16 protein-coding genes are annotated in these 16807 nt (G+C 60.3%); 9 read left to right on the top strand and 7 right to left on the bottom strand.

The window, feature by feature from the left end:
- The first annotated feature begins 4 nt into the window (after positions 1-4).
- Together D8U18_RS25745 and D8U18_RS25740 are read left to right on the top strand one after the other, a co-directional pair.
- Positions 5-970, top strand: a complete 966-nt coding sequence (locus D8U18_RS25745; RefSeq protein ID WP_131108917.1) for a 2-oxoglutarate and iron-dependent oxygenase domain-containing protein — start codon at positions 5-7, stop codon at positions 968-970.
- Between the two features lie 83 nt (positions 971-1053).
- The gene (locus D8U18_RS25740; RefSeq protein WP_131108915.1) at positions 1054-2007 is read left to right on the top strand and encodes an adenosine deaminase; all 954 of its coding nucleotides are present in this window, start codon (positions 1054-1056) and stop codon (positions 2005-2007) included.
- Between the two features lie 61 nt (positions 2008-2068).
- Here the strand turns inward: D8U18_RS25740 and D8U18_RS25735 are convergent, their stop codons facing one another.
- Both D8U18_RS25735 and D8U18_RS25730 read right to left on the bottom strand, forming a co-directional pair.
- Positions 2069-2803: a helix-turn-helix transcriptional regulator gene (locus tag D8U18_RS25735; protein WP_056852515.1), complete on the bottom strand. Its 735-nt coding sequence runs from the start codon at positions 2801-2803 to the stop codon at positions 2069-2071.
- Between the two features lie 314 nt (positions 2804-3117).
- On the bottom strand, positions 3118-4047 hold the full coding sequence (locus tag D8U18_RS25730; RefSeq protein ID WP_056852514.1) for a LysR family transcriptional regulator: 930 nt from the start codon (positions 4045-4047) through the stop codon (positions 3118-3120).
- Between the two features lie 115 nt (positions 4048-4162).
- On the opposite strand from D8U18_RS25730, the gene D8U18_RS25725 reads away from it, so the two are divergent.
- From D8U18_RS25725 to D8U18_RS28835, 3 genes are all read left to right on the top strand, one after another.
- The gene (locus D8U18_RS25725; RefSeq protein WP_056852513.1) at positions 4163-4456 is read left to right on the top strand and encodes a putative quinol monooxygenase; all 294 of its coding nucleotides are present in this window, start codon (positions 4163-4165) and stop codon (positions 4454-4456) included.
- A gap of 32 nt (positions 4457-4488) precedes the next feature.
- Entirely contained in the window at positions 4489-5502 is a 1014-nt protein-coding gene (locus tag D8U18_RS25720) for a zinc-binding alcohol dehydrogenase family protein (RefSeq protein ID WP_131108913.1), read from the top strand.
- Between the two features lie 169 nt (positions 5503-5671).
- Positions 5672-5845: a hypothetical protein gene (locus D8U18_RS28835; protein ID WP_177336546.1), complete on the top strand. Its 174-nt coding sequence runs from the start codon at positions 5672-5674 to the stop codon at positions 5843-5845.
- Positions 5846-5848: 3 nt separating this feature from the next.
- Here the strand turns inward: D8U18_RS28835 and D8U18_RS25715 are convergent, their stop codons facing one another.
- Both D8U18_RS25715 and D8U18_RS25710 read right to left on the bottom strand, forming a co-directional pair.
- The gene (locus D8U18_RS25715; protein WP_056852511.1) at positions 5849-7045 is read right to left on the bottom strand and encodes a multidrug effflux MFS transporter; all 1197 of its coding nucleotides are present in this window, start codon (positions 7043-7045) and stop codon (positions 5849-5851) included.
- Positions 7046-7136: 91 nt separating this feature from the next.
- Positions 7137-7334, bottom strand: coding sequence for a cation transporter (locus tag D8U18_RS25710; protein ID WP_056852510.1), 198 nt, complete (start codon positions 7332-7334; stop codon positions 7137-7139).
- A gap of 159 nt (positions 7335-7493) precedes the next feature.
- On the opposite strand from D8U18_RS25710, the gene D8U18_RS25705 reads away from it, so the two are divergent.
- The 3 genes from D8U18_RS25705 (at position 7494) to cueR (ending at position 10848) form a co-directional block, all read left to right on the top strand.
- The gene (locus tag D8U18_RS25705; protein ID WP_056852509.1) at positions 7494-7877 is read left to right on the top strand and encodes a hypothetical protein; all 384 of its coding nucleotides are present in this window, start codon (positions 7494-7496) and stop codon (positions 7875-7877) included.
- Positions 7878-8059: 182 nt separating this feature from the next.
- Positions 8060-10453: a heavy metal translocating P-type ATPase gene (locus D8U18_RS25700; protein ID WP_131108911.1), complete on the top strand. Its 2394-nt coding sequence runs from the start codon at positions 8060-8062 to the stop codon at positions 10451-10453.
- Positions 10450-10848 carry a Cu(I)-responsive transcriptional regulator gene (gene cueR / locus D8U18_RS25695; RefSeq protein ID WP_130907150.1) on the top strand — a complete coding sequence of 133 codons (399 nt, stop codon included), beginning with the start codon at positions 10450-10452 and terminating at the stop codon, positions 10846-10848. The genes D8U18_RS25700 and cueR overlap by 4 nt, the downstream gene beginning before the upstream one ends.
- Positions 10849-11102: 254 nt before the next feature.
- On the opposite strand, the gene D8U18_RS25690 is transcribed toward cueR, so the two are convergent.
- Entirely contained in the window at positions 11103-11996 is an 894-nt protein-coding gene (locus D8U18_RS25690) for a PA4780 family RIO1-like protein kinase (RefSeq protein ID WP_056852506.1), read from the bottom strand.
- 457 nt (positions 11997-12453) lie between these two features.
- On the opposite strand from D8U18_RS25690, the gene D8U18_RS25685 reads away from it, so the two are divergent.
- Complete coding sequence (locus tag D8U18_RS25685; protein ID WP_131108908.1) at positions 12454-14400, top strand: methyl-accepting chemotaxis protein; 1947 nt, start codon at positions 12454-12456, stop codon at positions 14398-14400.
- 119 nt (positions 14401-14519) lie between these two features.
- Here D8U18_RS25685 and D8U18_RS25680 read toward each other — a convergent pair whose 3' ends face one another.
- Together D8U18_RS25680 and D8U18_RS25675 are read right to left on the bottom strand one after the other, a co-directional pair.
- A complete protein-coding gene (locus D8U18_RS25680) occupies positions 14520-15311 on the bottom strand; it encodes a helix-turn-helix transcriptional regulator (RefSeq protein ID WP_056852503.1) in 792 nt (263 codons plus the stop codon).
- 175 nt (positions 15312-15486) lie between these two features.
- Entirely contained in the window at positions 15487-16764 is a 1278-nt protein-coding gene (locus D8U18_RS25675) for an acetyl-CoA C-acetyltransferase (RefSeq protein WP_131108906.1), read from the bottom strand.
- Between the last annotated feature and the right edge of the window lie 43 nt (positions 16765-16807).

The following is a 16807-nucleotide window of genomic DNA, read 5'->3' as shown; positions in this document are numbered from 1 at the left end:
GTGCATGAACAGTCTTCCGATCATCGACATCGCCCCGCTGTACAGTGACGACCAAACCGCCTGGCAATCCGTCGCCACTGAAATCGACCACGCCTGCCGCGAGTGGGGCTTTTTCTACATCAAGGGTCACCCGATCAGCGCCGAACGCATCGACGCGCTGCTAGAAAGTGCCAAACGCTTCTTCGCCCAACCAACCGCCGAAAAGCTCAAGATCGACATTACCCAGACCCGCCACCATCGTGGTTACGGCGCCATCGCCACCGAACAACTCGACCCGGGCAAACCCAGCGATCTGAAAGAGACTTTCGACATGGGCCTGCATCTGCCCGCCGACCATCCAGACGTGCTGGCGGAAAAACCCTTGCGCGGCCCCAACCGTCACCCGTCACTGCCCGGTTGGGCAACGCTGATGGAACAGCATTACTTCGACATGCAGGCCTTGGCGCAGACCCTCTTGCGGGCAATGACTTTGGCACTGGGCATTGAACGGGATTTTTTCGATACGCGCTTCAGCGAGCCGGTCAGCGTGTTGCGCCTGATTCACTACCCGCCGCGCCATACCGCCAGCTGCGCAGAACAACAAGGTGCCGGGGCCCATACCGACTACGGTTGTATCACCCTGCTCTACCAGGATGCTGCCGGCGGCTTGCAAGTGCGCAATGTCAAAGGTGAGTGGATCGATGCGCCACCGATCGAAGGCACGTTCGTGGTCAACCTCGGCGACATGATGGCGCGCTGGAGCAACGACCGTTACCTGTCGACGCCGCACCGGGTGATCAGCCCCCTCGGCGTGGACCGCTACTCGATGCCATTCTTCGCCGAACCGCACCCGGACACCCGCATCGAATGCCTGCCGGGGTGTCAGGACGAATTGCATCCGGCGAAATACCCGGCCACCACGTGCGCGCAATTTCTGCTCTCGCGCTTCGCCGATACCTATGCTTATCGACGGGAGCAAGAAGCCGTGTAGTGAACCGGCTGGTCAGGTTTTGCCAATTGTTCGCGCCAGCACCTGTAGAATGTCCGCCATCTGCACCTGATGAGAAAAGAATTATGTACGACTGGCTGAACGCACTGCCCAAGGCAGAACTGCACTTGCACCTGGAGGGTTCGCTCGAGCCCGAATTGCTGTTCGCCCTGGCTGACCGCAACAAGATCGCCCTGCCGTGGAGCGATGTCGAAACCTTGCGCAAGGCCTATGCCTTCAACAACCTGCAAGAATTCCTCGACCTGTATTACCGGGGTGCCGATGTGTTGCGCACGTCGCAGGATTTCTACGACCTGACCTGGGCTTACCTGCTGCGCTGCAAAGAACAGAATGTGATTCACACCGAACCGTTCTTCGACCCGCAGACCCACACCGACCGGGGCATCCCGTTTGAAGTGGTGCTCAACGGCATCGCCGCCGCACTCAAGGATGGCGAGCAGCAACTGGGTATCACCAGTGGTTTGATCCTGAGTTTCCTGCGCCATCTGAGCGAAGAACAAGCGCAGAAAACCCTCGACCAGGCGCTGCCGTTCCGCGATGCGTTTGTCGCCGTGGGCCTGGACAGTTCCGAGATGGGCCACCCGCCGAGCAAGTTCCAGCGCGTGTTCGACCGAGCCCGTGACGAAGGCTTCCTGACCGTCGCCCACGCCGGTGAAGAAGGCCCGCCCGAGTACATCTGGGAAGCCATCGACCTGCTGAAAATCCAGCGCATCGACCATGGCGTGCGCGCCATCGAAGACGAGCGCCTGATGCAGCGGATCATCGACGAGCAGATTCCGCTGACCGTGTGCCCGCTGTCCAATACCAAGCTCTGCGTGTTCGATCACATGTCGCAGCACAACATTCTCGACATGCTCGAACGCGGCGTGAAAGTGACCGTGAACTCCGATGACCCGGCGTACTTTGGCGGTTATGTCACCGAGAACTTCCATGCGCTGCACACGCATTTGGGCATGACTCAAGACCAGGCCAAGCGCCTGGCGCAGAACAGCCTGGATGCGCGATTGGTAAAACCCTGACGGATAAAACAGCCTCTGTGGGAGCTGGCTACCCAGCTTCCACAGGTTTGATGTCAGGCCGTTAAAAAGCCATTTCCAGCTCGGTTTGCTCAACGAAGCGTTGGATTTCACGTTGCCCGGCGGCGGTGACCTGCAAGGCACGCGAATCATTGGGCAGGTTCAACCAGCCCGACTGCATGAACAACTGCAACAACGCAGCGCCCAATGACCCGCCCATGTGTGGACGTCTCTCGCTCCAGTCCGGGCAAGCACATGCCGCCTTGCCCTGACGATGGGCAAGCGCCTGAATATATACACCGCGTGTCGCCAACTCGTTGGAGCCCTTGAGGGTGATCGTCACTCGATGATCAAACTGCTCGATCCACCCCGCATCCAGCAAACGCTGATAAAGATCAGCCGCCAGGGTTCCGCCCAGATGGTCGCCGCACAGTCGCGCGCGCAACATCGATGAGCGCAGAGCCTGCGGCTTGGCCAGGGGAGCGGAGCGTTTGAAAATGTCCGGAATGTCCTGCGGCGCGCTGGCCAGTGTTGCGCTGGCCAGTGCTTCGATCGCGGCACCGACTTCAGGGGCTGACAGACGGAAAAACCGCTTGCGCCCTCGGGTCTCGACTTTCAATAGTCCCCCGGCGGATAAACGCCCCAGGTGTGCACTGGCCGAAGAAGGAGAAAGGCCGGCCAACAAGGCCAGCTCTTCGGTTTGACGCGCCGAGCCATCCATCAAGGCCCACATCATTGCGCTGCGCTTTGGGTCAGCCAGCAAGGTGGCTATCTGGCTGATGCAAGGTGCATGTTCCATGTATTCACTCCCTGTTGAATCGTTTCGTCTACTGCTCAGAGACATCTTGACCAGTAATGTGTCGTCGGCCAAGACGCAGAAACCGCCATAGCCCGGGCAAAGTCTTTGCTCACCCAAGCCATCACCGGGTATCTGTTACAGAGGGCAGGCATTGGGACGCGTGACCAGGCCGACGCCAGCGGGGCTTCGCCATCGCGATCGACGGTGGGTACTTCGGGCGAGCGCTAGTATAGGCGGGTTGACGGCCGGTTCCTGCCCTCCGCAAACCGTTGGTGGTGATAGTTCCTGAGGGAAATTTCGCTTTTTAACTGCGACTAATCATCGATACCCGCCAACCCCGGAAAATGACTGCTCAATTTTGCGCATCGACTGGCAAGCATTTCCCGCAACAGGTTCACTGGCTTACTCAATTGTGCGCGATGGGCGCACAACAGATTCAGCGGTGCGCGCTCACAAACCAGCTCAGGCATCAGTATTTTCAAACGACCGGCAAGCACATCCCCGGCAACATCCAGCCAAGACTTGTAGGCGATGCCAGCCCCCGCCACCGCCCACAGCCGCACGACATCGGCGTCGTCGCTGAAACGGTCGCCGCTGACGGTCAAACCGATCTCCCGCTTGCCATCGTGAAAGCTCCAATGATCGTGAACGCGGCTGCCAAGCATGAACAGCAGGCAATTGTGTTGCGCCAACTGCTCCAGTTGCCGCGGTTCGCCATGCCGGGCCAGATAACCCGGCGCCGCACATAACACGCGGCGGTTTTGCGGGGCGATAGGCAGCGCCACCAGACTGGAGTCTTCTGGCTCGCCGTAACGCAAGGCTATGTCCACCGGTTGCCGGAACAGATCGGCGATGCGATCGCCTAACAGCAAACGCACGGTGAGTTTCGGGTGCTCGCGCTGAAACTCGTCCAGCCACGGCAACAGCAGGTTGCGACCGAAGTCTGACGGCGCCGACAGCTGCAACACGCCACTGACCTGATCCTGACCACTGGCCAGCAAACGCCGGCCTTCATCGAGGTTGCTCAGCGCTGCCCGGGCGTATTCAAGGAAGCCTTCCCCCTCAGCGGTCAAACGCAGGCTGCGGGTCGAACGGGCGAGCAAGCGGGCACCGAGTTGCTGTTCGATGCGTTTCAACGCTGCGCTGGCCACCGCTGCCGACATGTCCATACCCCGTGCAGCTGCCGACAAACTGCCCAGGTCCGCAGCCCGAACAAACAACTGCAAGTCATCGAAACGCAGCATCCCAACACCCAATTATCAAAAAAATATTGAAAGAGACTGCTCTTTTAACGGCTTTTATCTTCAGGAGAAATAGCCAATCATCTGCCCATCGAAATCACCCGCTCCGGAGTCGCAGATGTCCCAGCCCTTTACCGCTATCGCCACCCTCATCGCCAAGCCCGGCCAACAGGATGCCCTCGAGCAACACCTGCGAGCGCTGGTGGAACCGACCCGAGCCGAAGCCGGTTGCGGGCAATATGACCTGCATCAGGACCTGGCCAATCCCCTTGCCTTCTACATGATCGAGAAGTGGAGCAGCGACGAAGCCCTGCAAGCCCATGACGACAGTGCGCACATCCAGAACTTTCGCGCCAAGGCCCCTGATTTTCTCGAACACTTCGAACTCACGCGCCTGCGCTCGATCGCCTGATAGCTTGTTCTCTTAATGTTGCGGAGCCACACATGAAAGCCATTGCCTATTACGCGTCCCTGCCAATCAGCGACGAAAAATCCCTGCAGGACATCGAACTGCCTGAGCCGGTCGCCGGGCCGCGTGATCTGTTGGTGGAGGTCAAAGCGATTTCGGTCAATCCGGTGGATACCAAGGTCCGCCAGAACGTCCAGCCTGAAGGCGGCGCAGCCAAAGTGCTGGGCTGGGACGTGGCCGGTGTGGTCAAAGCGGTCGGCAGCGAAGTGACGTTGTTCAAGGCCGGCGACAAGGTGTTCTACGCCGGCTCCATCGCCCGCTCCGGTGCCAATAGCGAACTGCACGTGGTGGATGAGCGGATCGTCGGCCATATGCCGAAAACCCTGGGTTTCGCCGAAGCCGCCGCCCTGCCGTTAACCGCGATTACCGCCTGGGAGTTGCTCTTCGAACGCCTGCAAGTGCCCGAAGGTAATACAGACGAAAACCAAAGCCTGCTGATCGTCGGCGCGGCCGGTGGAGTGGGCTCGATTCTCACGCAACTGGCCAGGCAGCTTACCGGGCTGAGCGTCATCGGCACCGCCTCACGTCCACAGACGCAAAGCTGGGTGAAAGAACTGGGCGCCCATCACGTGATCGATCACAGCCAGCCACTGAGCGAAGCACTCAAGCGCGCAGGCATCAACCAGGTCACTCACGTTGCCAGTCTGACCCAGACCGATCATCACCTGGATCAATTGGTCGAGGCGTTGGCACCGCAAGGCAAACTGGCGCTGATCGACGATCCGAAAACCCTCGACGTAACCAAGCTCAAGCGCAAGAGCCTGTCGCTGCACTGGGAATTCATGTACACCCGCTCACTGTTTGAAACGGCGGACATGATCGAGCAGCACCATCTGCTCAACCGCGTGGCGCAGTTGATCGATGCTGGCACATTGAAAACCACGGTAGGCGAACATTTCGGCACCATCAGTGCGGCGAATCTGCGCCGTGCACATGCCTTGCTGGAAAGCGGCAAATCCAAGGGCAAGATTGTGCTGGAAGGGTTTTAACCACCGGTAAAAAACATCGCAGGCCGCCCCAGAGCCTGCGATGTGTTTTGTTACAAACCGTCAGTCCGACAGTTATGCCCTGTCACGATAGCGATCGCATTCAGGTCTACAATCGAATCTCCTGCGAGGCCACCTTCTACGAGACATCTTTTACAAGAGGAATTCGGTAATGAAGATCCTGTTAAAAGAATTGGCAAAATCCCAGTGGCAAGTCCGCCTGGATCAACATGTCGTAACGTTCCGCAGCGAGTCCGAAGCCCGCAATTTCATGCGCACCCTGGAATCACGCATTCAAGCGCCTCACTCAATCCCCGTACTCCAACCACAGCGTGCTGCCGGCTGACCCTTAAACCGGGGCTTGCGCCATTGCCCGGGCATTTTGCAAACGCCGGGTGAACATCGCCACGCTCACCACCAGAATTGCACACAGGCTGATGACCATGGCCATCGGCATGGCGCTGCCGTCGTGCAGAACTCCCACCAGCGCGGCAGCACCGGCGGCCACGCTGAACTGCAGGCATCCGAGCATCGCCGAAGCGCTGCCGGCGCGAGCGCCCTGGCCGTTCATGGCGCACGCCGATGCGTTTGGCAGAATGCAGCCGAGGCTGGCGATACAGACAAAGAGCGGGATCAGTAACGGCCACAGCTGTGTCGTGTGCAATGCACTGACGCCAAGCAGAGTCAGGCCGGCACCCAGGTAGACCCACACGGCACGCGCAAGCAGGAATGCCGGCCCGCGCTTGGCCAGCAAACGCGCATTGACCTGCGCCACCAGAATGAAACCCGCGGCATTGGCACCGAAGAACCAGCCGAAATGTTCGGCCGGAACGCCATAAAGTTTGATGAAGACGAACGGTGAACCGGCAATGTAGGAAAACATCCCGGCGATGGCGATACCACCGGTCAACGCGTGGCCGAGGTACACCGGTTCTTTCAAGAGCCGAGCATATTGGCGCAACGCCCCCGATAGCGGTTGGCGTGGCAAATGGGCCGGCATGCTCTCGGGCAAGCCGAGTGCCACAGCCAACCCTGCCAGAGCACTGAAACCGGTCAGCGCAAGAAAGATCGACTGCCAGCCCGTCGTATTGACCAACAGGCCGCCGAGCATCGGCGCCAGAATCGGCGCCAGCCCCATCACCAGCATCAGCTGTGAAAACACTTTCGCCGAACCCACCGCGTCGCATTTGTCGCTGACGATCGCCCGGGAAATCACCATTCCCGCGCATCCGCCCAATGCCTGGACAAAACGTGCACCGATCAGCCATTCCAGGTTCGGCGCATAGGCGCACGCCAGCGAAGCGGCGGTGAACAGCCCCACGCCGGTGAGCAAAGGAATGCGCCGCCCGAAACGATCCGCCACCGGCCCGTAAGCCAGTTGGCCGATGGACAGGCCGAGGAAGTAGGCGGCCAATGTCAGCTGAACGTGTTTTTCATCCGTACCGAACGCGAGCGCCATGGCCGGGAAAGCCGGCAGGTAGAAATCGATCGCCAATGGACCGAAAGCGCTTAACGCGCCAAGAATCAGAATGGTACGGAAGTTCATCAGGCACCCAGGGGCATTAGTCGGCAGCCCGACAGTCTAGCCGCGCATGGACGCCTTGAACATTACGATAGCTCGCTAACTATTAAAAAGATCAGGCGAGTTTGGCGCCATAGCCCTCTTCGCTGATCGCCTCGATCACCTGTTGCGCTGTCAGGGCACTCTCGACGCCGACCTCTTTCGCCGCCAGATCGACCCGTACGCTGGCCGCAGGATCTTTAGCCTGAACGGCCTCCGTGATGGCCCTGACGCAATGACCGCAGGACATACCTTCAACATTGAACACTTGCATGGAAAACTCCCTGGATGTGGCTCTTGAATGAGGTTGAGTACAGTCTCGAGCTTGCCACCATGGCAAGGTCAAGTTCTGAAGTGATCTGCCGGGCTGGCAATCATCGTCGCGCTCGGCCAAGCTGCGAGCATCAATGACTCGATCTCAGGAGATTCAGCCATGCGCTGGTCAGTTTTCAGCCTGTTTGGCTTCCTCAGCCTTTTCGCCGCCGTGCCGTCGGCCAGTGCCGCCGGGGAGGACTATGGCGTGCTGATAATTTCCCGCGAGCGCCTGGAAGTCGCGACCAGCTGCGAAATCGGCGTGTACATCCAGGACCAATTGGCGGCGCGGCTGTTCCAGGAACAAAGCACCTCATTCAATCTGCCGCCGGGCAATGTGTCTCTGCGCCTCAAACTGCTGCCGGGTCAGGTGCCTGGCTGCAATCCGGGCATGTTGGCGCCGGGCTCGCAGGACATTCAGCTCCGGGCGGGCGATGTGCTCAAGTACCGGATTGCGATGACGCAGGAAGGGATGTACCTGAAGCGCGCAGGGCTCGGTTACTGAAGACCACCACCCTGTAGGCGCGAGGCTTTCCCGCGAAGGGGTCATTTCATTCGATATCGATTATTGAATGTGGCGCGCCCTTCGCGGGCAAGCCTCGCTCCTGCATAGGCAAAACTTTGCGCTTGACCTTGCCAGCATGGCAAGGTTGATCCTGTAGACATCTACTACAGGGAGTGCGACCGATGTCCGATTCCACCACGTTCGATCTGCCGATTGCCGGCATGACCTGTGCCAGTTGCGCCGGCCGTGTCGAGCGCGCCTTGAGCAAGGTCATCGGGGCCAGCGCCGTGAGCGTCAACCTCGCCACCGAACAGGCGCGGGTTCAGGCGCCAGCCGATAGCCTGCCAGCCTTGATGGATGCCGTGGCAAAGGCTGGCTACAGCGTGCCACAGCAAACCCTTGAATTAAACATCGACGGCATGACCTGCGCGTCCTGCGTCGGCCGCGTCGAGCGTGCGCTGACCAAAGTGCCCGGGGTGAAAAGCGTCAGCGTCAACCTGGCGAACGAGCGCGCTCATCTTGAACTGCTCGGGCAGATCGATCCGCAAACCTTGATCGGCGCCGTGACCAAGGCCGGCTATGGCGCCAGCGTCCGGGAAGCCGAACACCCGCAAACCGACAATCAACAGTCCCGCCTGCAACACGAACGCTGGGCCTTGATCGCGGCCATCACCCTCGCCTTGCCGCTTGTCTTGCCGATGCTCCTGCAACCGTTCGGTGTGCATTGGATGCTCCCGGCGTGGGCGCAATTTGCCCTGGCCACCCCGGTGCAATTCATCTTCGGCGCGCGGTTTTATGTGGCGGCGTGGAAAGCTGTGCGCGCCGGTGCCGGCAACATGGATTTGCTGGTCGCACTGGGCACCAGCGCCGGTTATGGCTTGAGTGTCTACGAGTGGGCCATCGCTGCCGGACGCATGCCGCATCTGTATTTCGAAGCGTCGGCGGTGGTGATTGCCTTGGTGTTGCTGGGCAAGTACCTGGAAAGCCGCGCCAAGCGCCAGACTGCCAGCGCCATCCGCGCACTCGAAGCGTTACGCCCGGAGCGGGCGATTCAGGTAATCGATGGCCGTGAACAAGATGTCGCCATCAGTGCCCTGCGCTTGAATGATCTGGTGCTGGTCAAACCCGGCGAACGCTTTCCGGTGGACGGCGAAGTGATCGAAGGCCAAAGCCATGCCGATGAAGCGTTGATCAGCGGTGAAAGCCTGCCGGTACCGAAACAACCCGGCGATAAAGTGACCGGCGGTGCGATCAACGGTGAAGGTCGATTACTGGTCCGCACTCGGGCGCTCGGCGCGGAAACCGTGTTGGCACGCATCATTCGCCTGGTGGAAGACGCTCAGGCAGCGAAGGCACCGATCCAGAAACTGGTGGATAAAGTCAGCCAGATCTTCGTGCCCGTGGTGCTGTTGCTGGCCCTGGCGACGCTGATCGGCTGGTGGCTGTATGGCGCACCACTGGAAACGGCGCTGATCAACGCCGTTGCGGTGCTGGTGATCGCCTGTCCTTGTGCGTTGGGCCTGGCCACACCCACGGCGATCATGGCCGGCACCGGGGTGGCGGCGCGTTACGGAATTCTGATCAAGGACGCCGAAGCGCTGGAACGTGCCCATGAAGTCAGTGCGGTGGTGTTCGACAAGACCGGCACCCTGACCTCCGGAGCCCCACGCATCGCGCACTTGAGTGCGGTGGACGGTGACGAAGCCACCCTGCTGCAATGGGCCGGCGCGCTGCAACGGGGCAGTGAACACCCTTTGGCCAAAGCCGTACTGGACGCCTGTACTGAACGCAGGTTGCAGGTGGACGACGTCACCGACAGCCAATCGCTGACCGGACGCGGCATTGCCGGCACCCTTGAAGGTCGACGACTGGCGCTGGGCAACCGGCGTCTGCTTGAAGAAAGCGGCCTGAACGCCGGTGCCCTGGCTGAATCCGCCGCAGCGTGGGAAACCGAAGGCCGTACCTTGTCCTGGCTGATCGAACAAAAACCCGAACCACGGGTGCTGGGCCTGTTTGCCTTTGGCGACACGCTCAAGCCCGGTGCTCTGCAAGCGGTACAGCAATTGAGCGCACGGCACATCAGCAGCCATTTGCTGACCGGCGACAATCGCGGCAGTGCCAACGTGGTTGCCCAGGCACTGGGCATCAGAGACGTGCACGCCGAAGTGTTGCCAGCGGACAAAGCCGCGACGGTGGCTGCGCTGAAACAGACCGGCGTGGTGGCGATGGTCGGCGACGGCATCAACGACGCCCCAGCCTTAGCTGCGGCCGACATCGGCATCGCCATGGGCGGCGGCACCGACGTGGCCATGCACGCCGCCGGCATCACCCTGATGCGCGGCGACCCGCGCTTGGTGCCCGCTGCACTGGAGATCAGTCGCAAGACCTACGCGAAAATCCGCCAAAACCTGTTCTGGGCGTTCGTCTATAACCTGATTGGTATTCCGCTGGCAGCATTCGGTTTCCTCAACCCGGTACTGGCCGGCGCAGCGATGGCGTTGTCGAGCGTCAGCGTGGTGAGCAATGCGTTACTGTTGAAAACCTGGAAACCCGCAGACTTGGAGAACAATCGATGAACATCGGTCAAGCGGCCCGGCACAGTGGCCTGAGCGCAAAAATGATCCGGTATTACGAATCCATCGGATTGCTCAAGGCAGCCCACCGTACCGACAGCGGTTATCGGGTGTACGGTGATGACGACTTGCACACCCTCGCCTTCATCAAGCGCTCGCGGGACCTGGGGTTTTCCCTGGAAGAAGTCGGCAAGCTGCTGGCCCTGTGGCACGATCGCCAACGTGCCAGTGCCGATGTGAAGGCGCTGGCCCGCCAGCATATCGATGAACTGAACCAGAAGATCCGCGAGTTGGGGCAATTGCGCGATACCTTGCAGGACCTGGTTGAGCACTGCCAGGGCGATCATCGCCCGGATTGTCCGATTCTCAAGAGCCTCGAATCCGGCTGCTGCGCCTGATCGCAGCTTCTACAGGAGGATGTGTGTTGTGCATAAAAAACCCGGCCGAAGCCGTAATGCTGTTCACTTAAGAGAACGTTAGTATCCTGTGGCGAGGGAGCTCGTCGCATCGCCGCACCGTCCCGCTGGGCTGCGCAGCAGTCCTTTTTAGGGCCGCTTCGCGCCCCAGCGGGAGCAAGCTCCCTCGCCACGGGTACAGTGTTCTTCCCTTAAGTGAACAGCATTAGGCCGAAGCCGGGTTTTTGTTTAGCCGATCACTGCATCCATGGCGGAGGCGGCTCTTCGGTTTTGCTGGCTGGCGCATCGTCAGCGGCACGGGCTGCTTGCTTGCGCTCTTCATCCAGGCGCGCCGCCTCGATCTCACGCATGATGCCGCCAACGTCGGCCAGCTCTTCCGGCTCGTCGAACTCGCCGGTCAGGACGCTGGCCGGATGCAGGGTGCCGGCCTCGTACAAGGCCCACATTTCCTTGGCATAACGGGTCTTTTTCAACTCCGGTGCGAACCGCCCGAAGTACGACGCCATATTGCCCACATCCCGTTCCAGCATGCTGAACGCGTGGTTGTTGCCCGCGGCATCCACCGCTTGCGGCAAGTCGATGATCACCGGACCGGTCGGCGTCAGCAGAACGTTGAACTCGGACAGGTCACCGTGCACCAAACCGGTACACAACATCAGCACAATCTGCGAAATCAGAAAGGCGTGATACTCGCGGGCCTGATCAGGCTCCAGCACCACGTCATTCAATCGCGGCGCGGCGTCGCCGTATTCGTCGGCCACCAGCTCCATGAGCAGCACGCCTTCGAGGAAGTCATACGGCTTGGGCACCCGCACGCCGGCACTGGCCAGACGGAACAGCGCCGCCACTTCGGCGTTCTGCCAGGCGTCTTCGGTTTCCTTGCGGCCAAACTTGGAGCCCTTGGCCATGGCCCGGGCCTGACGGCTGTTGCGCACCTTGCGGCCTTCCTGATACTCGGCTGCCTGGCGGAAACTGCGTTTATTCGCCTCCTTGTAGACCTTCGCGCAACGTAGCTGGTTGCCGCAGCGCACTACATAAACAGCTGCTTCTTTACCACTCATGAGTGGGCGCAGCACCTCGTCGACCAGACCGTCCTCGATCAGGGGTTCAATGCGTTTTGGAGTCTTCATCAGCTTTTATTGTGGGTCCTTTATTACCAAACACGCGAAAGTCATTCGTTATACGGCAATCCACTCACCGGTGGGAGGGGGGGCCGACCTATGAACACTGCCAGGAGCAACACAAAGCACACAATGTGCCGGATTCCTCACAAAAACCTGACGTCCATCGCCGGGCGCCAATGATCATAGCCGAGGCTGTGTCGCTTGTTCTTCAGGGCCTGCGAGGGCATTTGTGACAGAAGCTAACATCCGCCTTCCCGCGCTTCGCAGGATTTTTCCTGGCGCCCCTCAATTTCCTCCGACAACAGCCGAAGTCCTAAGTGACAAAGTGAATTGTCCGACAAACGCTTCCCCAACAAATAGCGCATCGCACTCAAGGATTCGAGTAGACCAAGAACGTTTTCGGCTGCCAAAAATCCGCGAGTCATCTGCACTGCGTGGGCCTACAAGAAAATCTGGAGCGCGGATGAACATCAAACAGAAGTTGACCTGGGCGTTTGCAATCATCGCCTGCTTGCCCGTGGTGCTGGTCGCCACCCTCGTTGTGCTGAACTTGCGCAGTGATGCCAAGGACGGATTCGTCGACAGCAGCGGCCGAGAAATCCGTCAGGTCAGCAATGCCATGCAACTGTTTTTCGACGGTATCAGCCAGAACGTCGAGTACCTGGCCAAGCAACCGTTGATCAAGAATTCCGACGACAGCCTCAAGACCTACATGGCCGCCAACGCCGAGACCATCCCCCAAGGCGAGATGGACAAAAAGATCTTCGGCTTCCTGCAGGACCTGGGCAATGCTCACCCATCCTATGCCTACGCGATTCTCGGCACCGCCGCCGGTGGCTACGTGTCGTGGCCGGACGATGCCAAGCTGGCCAACTACGACCCGCGCCAGCGTCCGTGGTACAAGGCGGCCCAGGCAAAACCGGGCAAGCCGTTCCGTACCGAGGCCTATTACTGGGCCGAAAACGACACGTCCTACGTCAGCACCGTACGCACCATCGATAACAAGCTGGGCAGCAATGGCGGCGTGGTCAGCATCGACGTGTCGCTCAAACAGCTCACCGAACTGGTGAAACAGATCAAGCTTGGCGAAACCGGCTACCTGATGCTGCTGGAAAACACCGGCACCGTGCTGGTGGACCCGAAGCAACCGGAGCACAACTTCAAGGCCCTGAGCAGCCTCGGCGAAGGTTATGCGCAGCTGGCCAAGGCTGGCAAAGGCCTGGTCGAAGTCGAACTCGATGGCGAGCGCTACATGGCCAACGTCTGGCCGTCGGAGCAACTGGGCTGGACCTTCATCGGCCTGATCAAGCAAAGCGACGTAATGAGCACCGCGACCCAGCTGACCTGGTTGATCGCGATCATTGCAGCGGTGCTGGCGGTGATCTTCGCCGTGGTCGGCGCCAGTTTCGCCAGCGTCATCGTGCGTCCGATCCGCAGCGTGGCCGATGGCCTGGAAGGCATCGCCCAAGGTGAAGGCGACCTGACAAAAAACCTGCAGATCCGTGGCAGCGACGAAACCGCGCAACTGGCCAGCTGGTTCAACCAGTTCCTCACCGCGATTCGCAACCTGATCCAGAGCATCGGCGGTGCCGCGACGAAGATTCTCGCCACGTCCAAAAGCTCGACCCAGGTTTCCAGCGATATGGCTGAAGCCGCCGGGCGCCAGCGTGAAGCGGTGGACATGGTGTCCACGGCGTTCCACGAAATGGTCGCCACCGCCAACGAAGTGGCACGCTCCTGCAGCCAGGCCGCCGAATCCGCCGACAGTGGCCAGCGTCAGGCCCGCGAAGGCCAGCAGCAGATCGACGCGGCAGTGAGCAGCGTCGATCGCCTGAGCCAGGAAATCGAACAGTCCGCGCAATCGATGCAACAGCTTGAGCGCGACAGCAATGACATTCAGTCGATCCTCGGCACCATTCGCTCAATCGCTGAACAGACCAACCTGCTGGCGTTGAACGCGGCCATCGAAGCGGCGCGGGCCGGTGAGCAAGGTCGTGGTTTTGCGGTGGTAGCGGACGAAGTACGGGCACTGGCCAAACGCACGGCCGACTCCACCGCGGAGATCGACGGGCTGCTGGGTAACCTGGCCAAGCGCACCAGCCAGGTGACGCAACAGATGCACGCCAGCCTGGAAGTGTCGCAACAGTCGGTATCACGCATCGGCGAAGCGCGCAGCAGCTTCGGGCAGATCCGCGAGTCGGTGGACGTGATCCGCGACATGAACACGCAGATCGCCACCGCGGCGGAACAACAGCACCAAGTGGCCGAAGACATCAACCGGCACATCAGCCAGATCCATGGCGATGCGCAACTGGTGGCTGAGCTGGCGAACTCGGCGCGCCTGGATTCGCAGAGCCTGGCCGGGTTGTCCAATGAGCTGGACGGGTTGGTGCGCCGTTTCCGCACCTGACCGGCGGACCGCTGCGCGGTCAATCGCTGGCAAGCCAGCTCCCACAGGTTATGCGTCGAGCCGAAATCATGCGGCTCACATCATTCTCTGTGGGAGCTGGCTTGCCAGCGATGGGGCCCTTACTGCCGAAACAACTCTCCCGGGGTAAACCCGAACAGACTTTTGAACGCCGCAATAAACGCCGACGTCGAGTCATATCCACAAGCCAGCGCGACATTGGTCACGCTGTCACCCTCTTCCAGCAAACTCAATGATGACAGCAAGCGCGCACGTTGCCGCCAGCCACGGAAGCTCAACCCGGTTTCACGCTGGAACAGGCGCATCAGGGTTTTTTCCGATGTGCCCAGGCGCTCTGCCCATGCCTGCAACGTCACGTTGCGGTCGGGGTTTTCAATCAGCTCGTTGCATAAACCCAGTAACCGTTCGTGGCGAGGCAATGGCAGGGAAAAACCGACTTCCGGCAACCCGGCCAATTGATCCAGCAACACACTCACCAACCGCGCCTCCTGGCTGTCGCCCTGCGGGTACTCCACAGGCAGCAAACAAAAACTCTTGATCAACTCCCGCGCCAACGGTGTCACTTCCAGCACCCGGCAACGCCCGTCCGCCCACTGGCAATCTTCACGTCGCACATAGAGGCTGCGCATCTCGGCGCGCATCGACGTCACCACTTGGTGATCAAGGTCCGCTGGAATCCAGATGCCCCACTGCGGTGGCGCAAAGAAACTGCCTTCAGCGGTGTGCACCCCGAGAACGCCACTGATGGCATAGGAAAACTGCACCCAGTCGTGGCGATGGGAAGGGGTCCATGAACCGGCATTGAGGCTCTCGACCCGGGCATACAACGGACGCGGCAGCACGGTGATCGGCGGGATGCTTCGTTCGAGGGAAATTTGTCCGTTGGTCGGCATTGACTGGCCTTGTGTTGCGAGGCGGCTGATGGGCGGACGTTAGGCCATGTCCCCCATCGAATCAACACCACAATTCTTTGTAGGAGCAAAGCTTGCTCGCGATAGCGGAATGCCAGGCAAATTGTTGCTGACTGATTCACCGCTATCGCGAGCAAGCTTTGCTCCTACGGGGACCTTAGCGCTCGATGATTGCTGTCACGCCTTGGCCGCCTGCCGCGCAAATTGAAATCAGCCCTCTTCCCTTACCCGCCGCATCCAGCAGTTTCGCCAGGTTCGCAACAATGCGCCCTCCCGTGGCGGCGAACGGATGCCCCGCCGCCAGTGAACTGCCTTTGACGTTGAGCCGGCTGCGATCGATCGAACCCAGCGCAGCATCGAGGCCGAGGCGGGTTTTGCAGTATTGCGGATCTTCCCAGGCCTTCAACGTGCACAGCACCTGGGCGGCGAAGGCTTCGTGAATCTCGTAGTAGTCGAAGTCCTGCAAGCTCAGGCCGTTGCGCGCCAGCAAACGCGGAACCGCGTAAACCGGCGCCATCAACAAGCCTTCGGCACCATTGACGAAATCCACCGCCGCGGCCTCGCCGTCACGCAGGTACGCCAGAATCGGCAAGCCACGCTCATTGGCCCATTGTTCACTGCCCAGCAACACCAGCGACGCACCATCGGTCAGCGGCGTTGAGTTACCTGCAGTCAGCGTGCCCTTGGCGCTTTTTTCGTAGGCCGGTTTAAGCGCGGCAAGTTTTTCCAGTGTCGAATCAGCCCGCAAATTATTGTCACGGGTCAGACCGAGGAACGGCGTCATCAGATCGTTGTGCCAACCTTCGGCATAGGACGCCGCCAACTTCTGATGACTTTCCAGAGCCAGTTGATCCTGTTCTGCGCGGGGGATGTTCCAGGTTTGCGCCATCAACTCGCAATGTTGCCCCATGGACAAACCGGTGCGCGGCTCGCCGTTGCGCGGGAATTCGGGGATCAGATGGCGCGGTCGCAATTGCAGAAAGGTTTTCAGTTTGTCGCCCGTGCTCTTGGCGCGGTTGGCCTGCAGGAGGATTTTGCGCAGCCCTTCGCTGACGCTGATCGGCGCATCGGAGGTGGTATCAACGCCACCGGCAATGCCGCACTCGATCTGCCCCAGGGCAATCTTGTTGGCCACCAGCAACGCAGCTTCCAGTCCGGTACCGCACGCCTGCTGAATGTCATAGGCCGGGGTGGCAGGCGACAAGCGCGAGCCGAGTACGCATTCGCGGGTCAGGTTCATGTCTCGCGACAACTTGAGTACCGCGCCGGCGACCACCTCGCCGATGCGCTGACCGTGCAGGTTGTAGCGTTCGATCAAGCCTTCGAGCGCGGCGGTGAGCATCACCTGGTTGCTGGCGGTGGCGTATGGCCCGTTGGACCTGGCGAAGGGAATCCGGTTACCGCCGATGATTGCGACGCGACGCAGTTGAGTCATGAAAATCCCCTGATGAAATATCCGATGTGGAAACCGTCCTCTG

The sequence above is a fragment of the Pseudomonas sp. Sample_10 genome (genome assembly GCF_004321495.1).
Lineage (GTDB): Bacteria > Pseudomonadota > Gammaproteobacteria > Pseudomonadales > Pseudomonadaceae > Aquipseudomonas.
This window is presented reverse-complemented; position numbering and strand designations above follow the sequence as displayed.

Bases quoted from the DNA above. Each gene is read 5' to 3' on its own strand.
- D8U18_RS25745 (WP_131108917.1), top strand. From the start codon at position 5: ATGAACAGTCTTCCGATCATCGACATCGCCCCGCTGTACAGTGACGAC.
- D8U18_RS25740 (WP_131108915.1), top strand. From the start codon at position 1,054: ATGTACGACTGGCTGAACGCACTGCCCAAGGCAGAACTGCACTTGCAC.
- D8U18_RS25735 (WP_056852515.1), bottom strand. From the start codon at position 2,803: ATGGAACATGCACCTTGCATCAGCCAGATAGCCACCTTGCTGGCTGAC.
- D8U18_RS25730 (WP_056852514.1), bottom strand. From the start codon at position 4,047: ATGCTGCGTTTCGATGACTTGCAGTTGTTTGTTCGGGCTGCGGACCTG.
- D8U18_RS25725 (WP_056852513.1), top strand. From the start codon at position 4,163: ATGTCCCAGCCCTTTACCGCTATCGCCACCCTCATCGCCAAGCCCGGC.
- D8U18_RS25720 (WP_131108913.1), top strand. From the start codon at position 4,489: ATGAAAGCCATTGCCTATTACGCGTCCCTGCCAATCAGCGACGAAAAA.
- D8U18_RS28835 (WP_177336546.1), top strand. From the start codon at position 5,672: ATGAAGATCCTGTTAAAAGAATTGGCAAAATCCCAGTGGCAAGTCCGC.
- D8U18_RS25715 (WP_056852511.1), bottom strand. From the start codon at position 7,045: ATGAACTTCCGTACCATTCTGATTCTTGGCGCGTTAAGCGCTTTCGGT.
- D8U18_RS25710 (WP_056852510.1), bottom strand. From the start codon at position 7,334: ATGCAAGTGTTCAATGTTGAAGGTATGTCCTGCGGTCATTGCGTCAGG.
- D8U18_RS25705 (WP_056852509.1), top strand. From the start codon at position 7,494: ATGCGCTGGTCAGTTTTCAGCCTGTTTGGCTTCCTCAGCCTTTTCGCC.
- D8U18_RS25700 (WP_131108911.1), top strand. From the start codon at position 8,060: ATGTCCGATTCCACCACGTTCGATCTGCCGATTGCCGGCATGACCTGT.
- cueR (WP_130907150.1), top strand. From the start codon at position 10,450: ATGAACATCGGTCAAGCGGCCCGGCACAGTGGCCTGAGCGCAAAAATG.
- D8U18_RS25690 (WP_056852506.1), bottom strand. From the start codon at position 11,996: ATGAAGACTCCAAAACGCATTGAACCCCTGATCGAGGACGGTCTGGTC.
- D8U18_RS25685 (WP_131108908.1), top strand. From the start codon at position 12,454: ATGAACATCAAACAGAAGTTGACCTGGGCGTTTGCAATCATCGCCTGC.
- D8U18_RS25680 (WP_056852503.1), bottom strand. From the start codon at position 15,311: ATGCCGACCAACGGACAAATTTCCCTCGAACGAAGCATCCCGCCGATC.
- D8U18_RS25675 (WP_131108906.1), bottom strand. From the start codon at position 16,764: ATGACTCAACTGCGTCGCGTCGCAATCATCGGCGGTAACCGGATTCCC.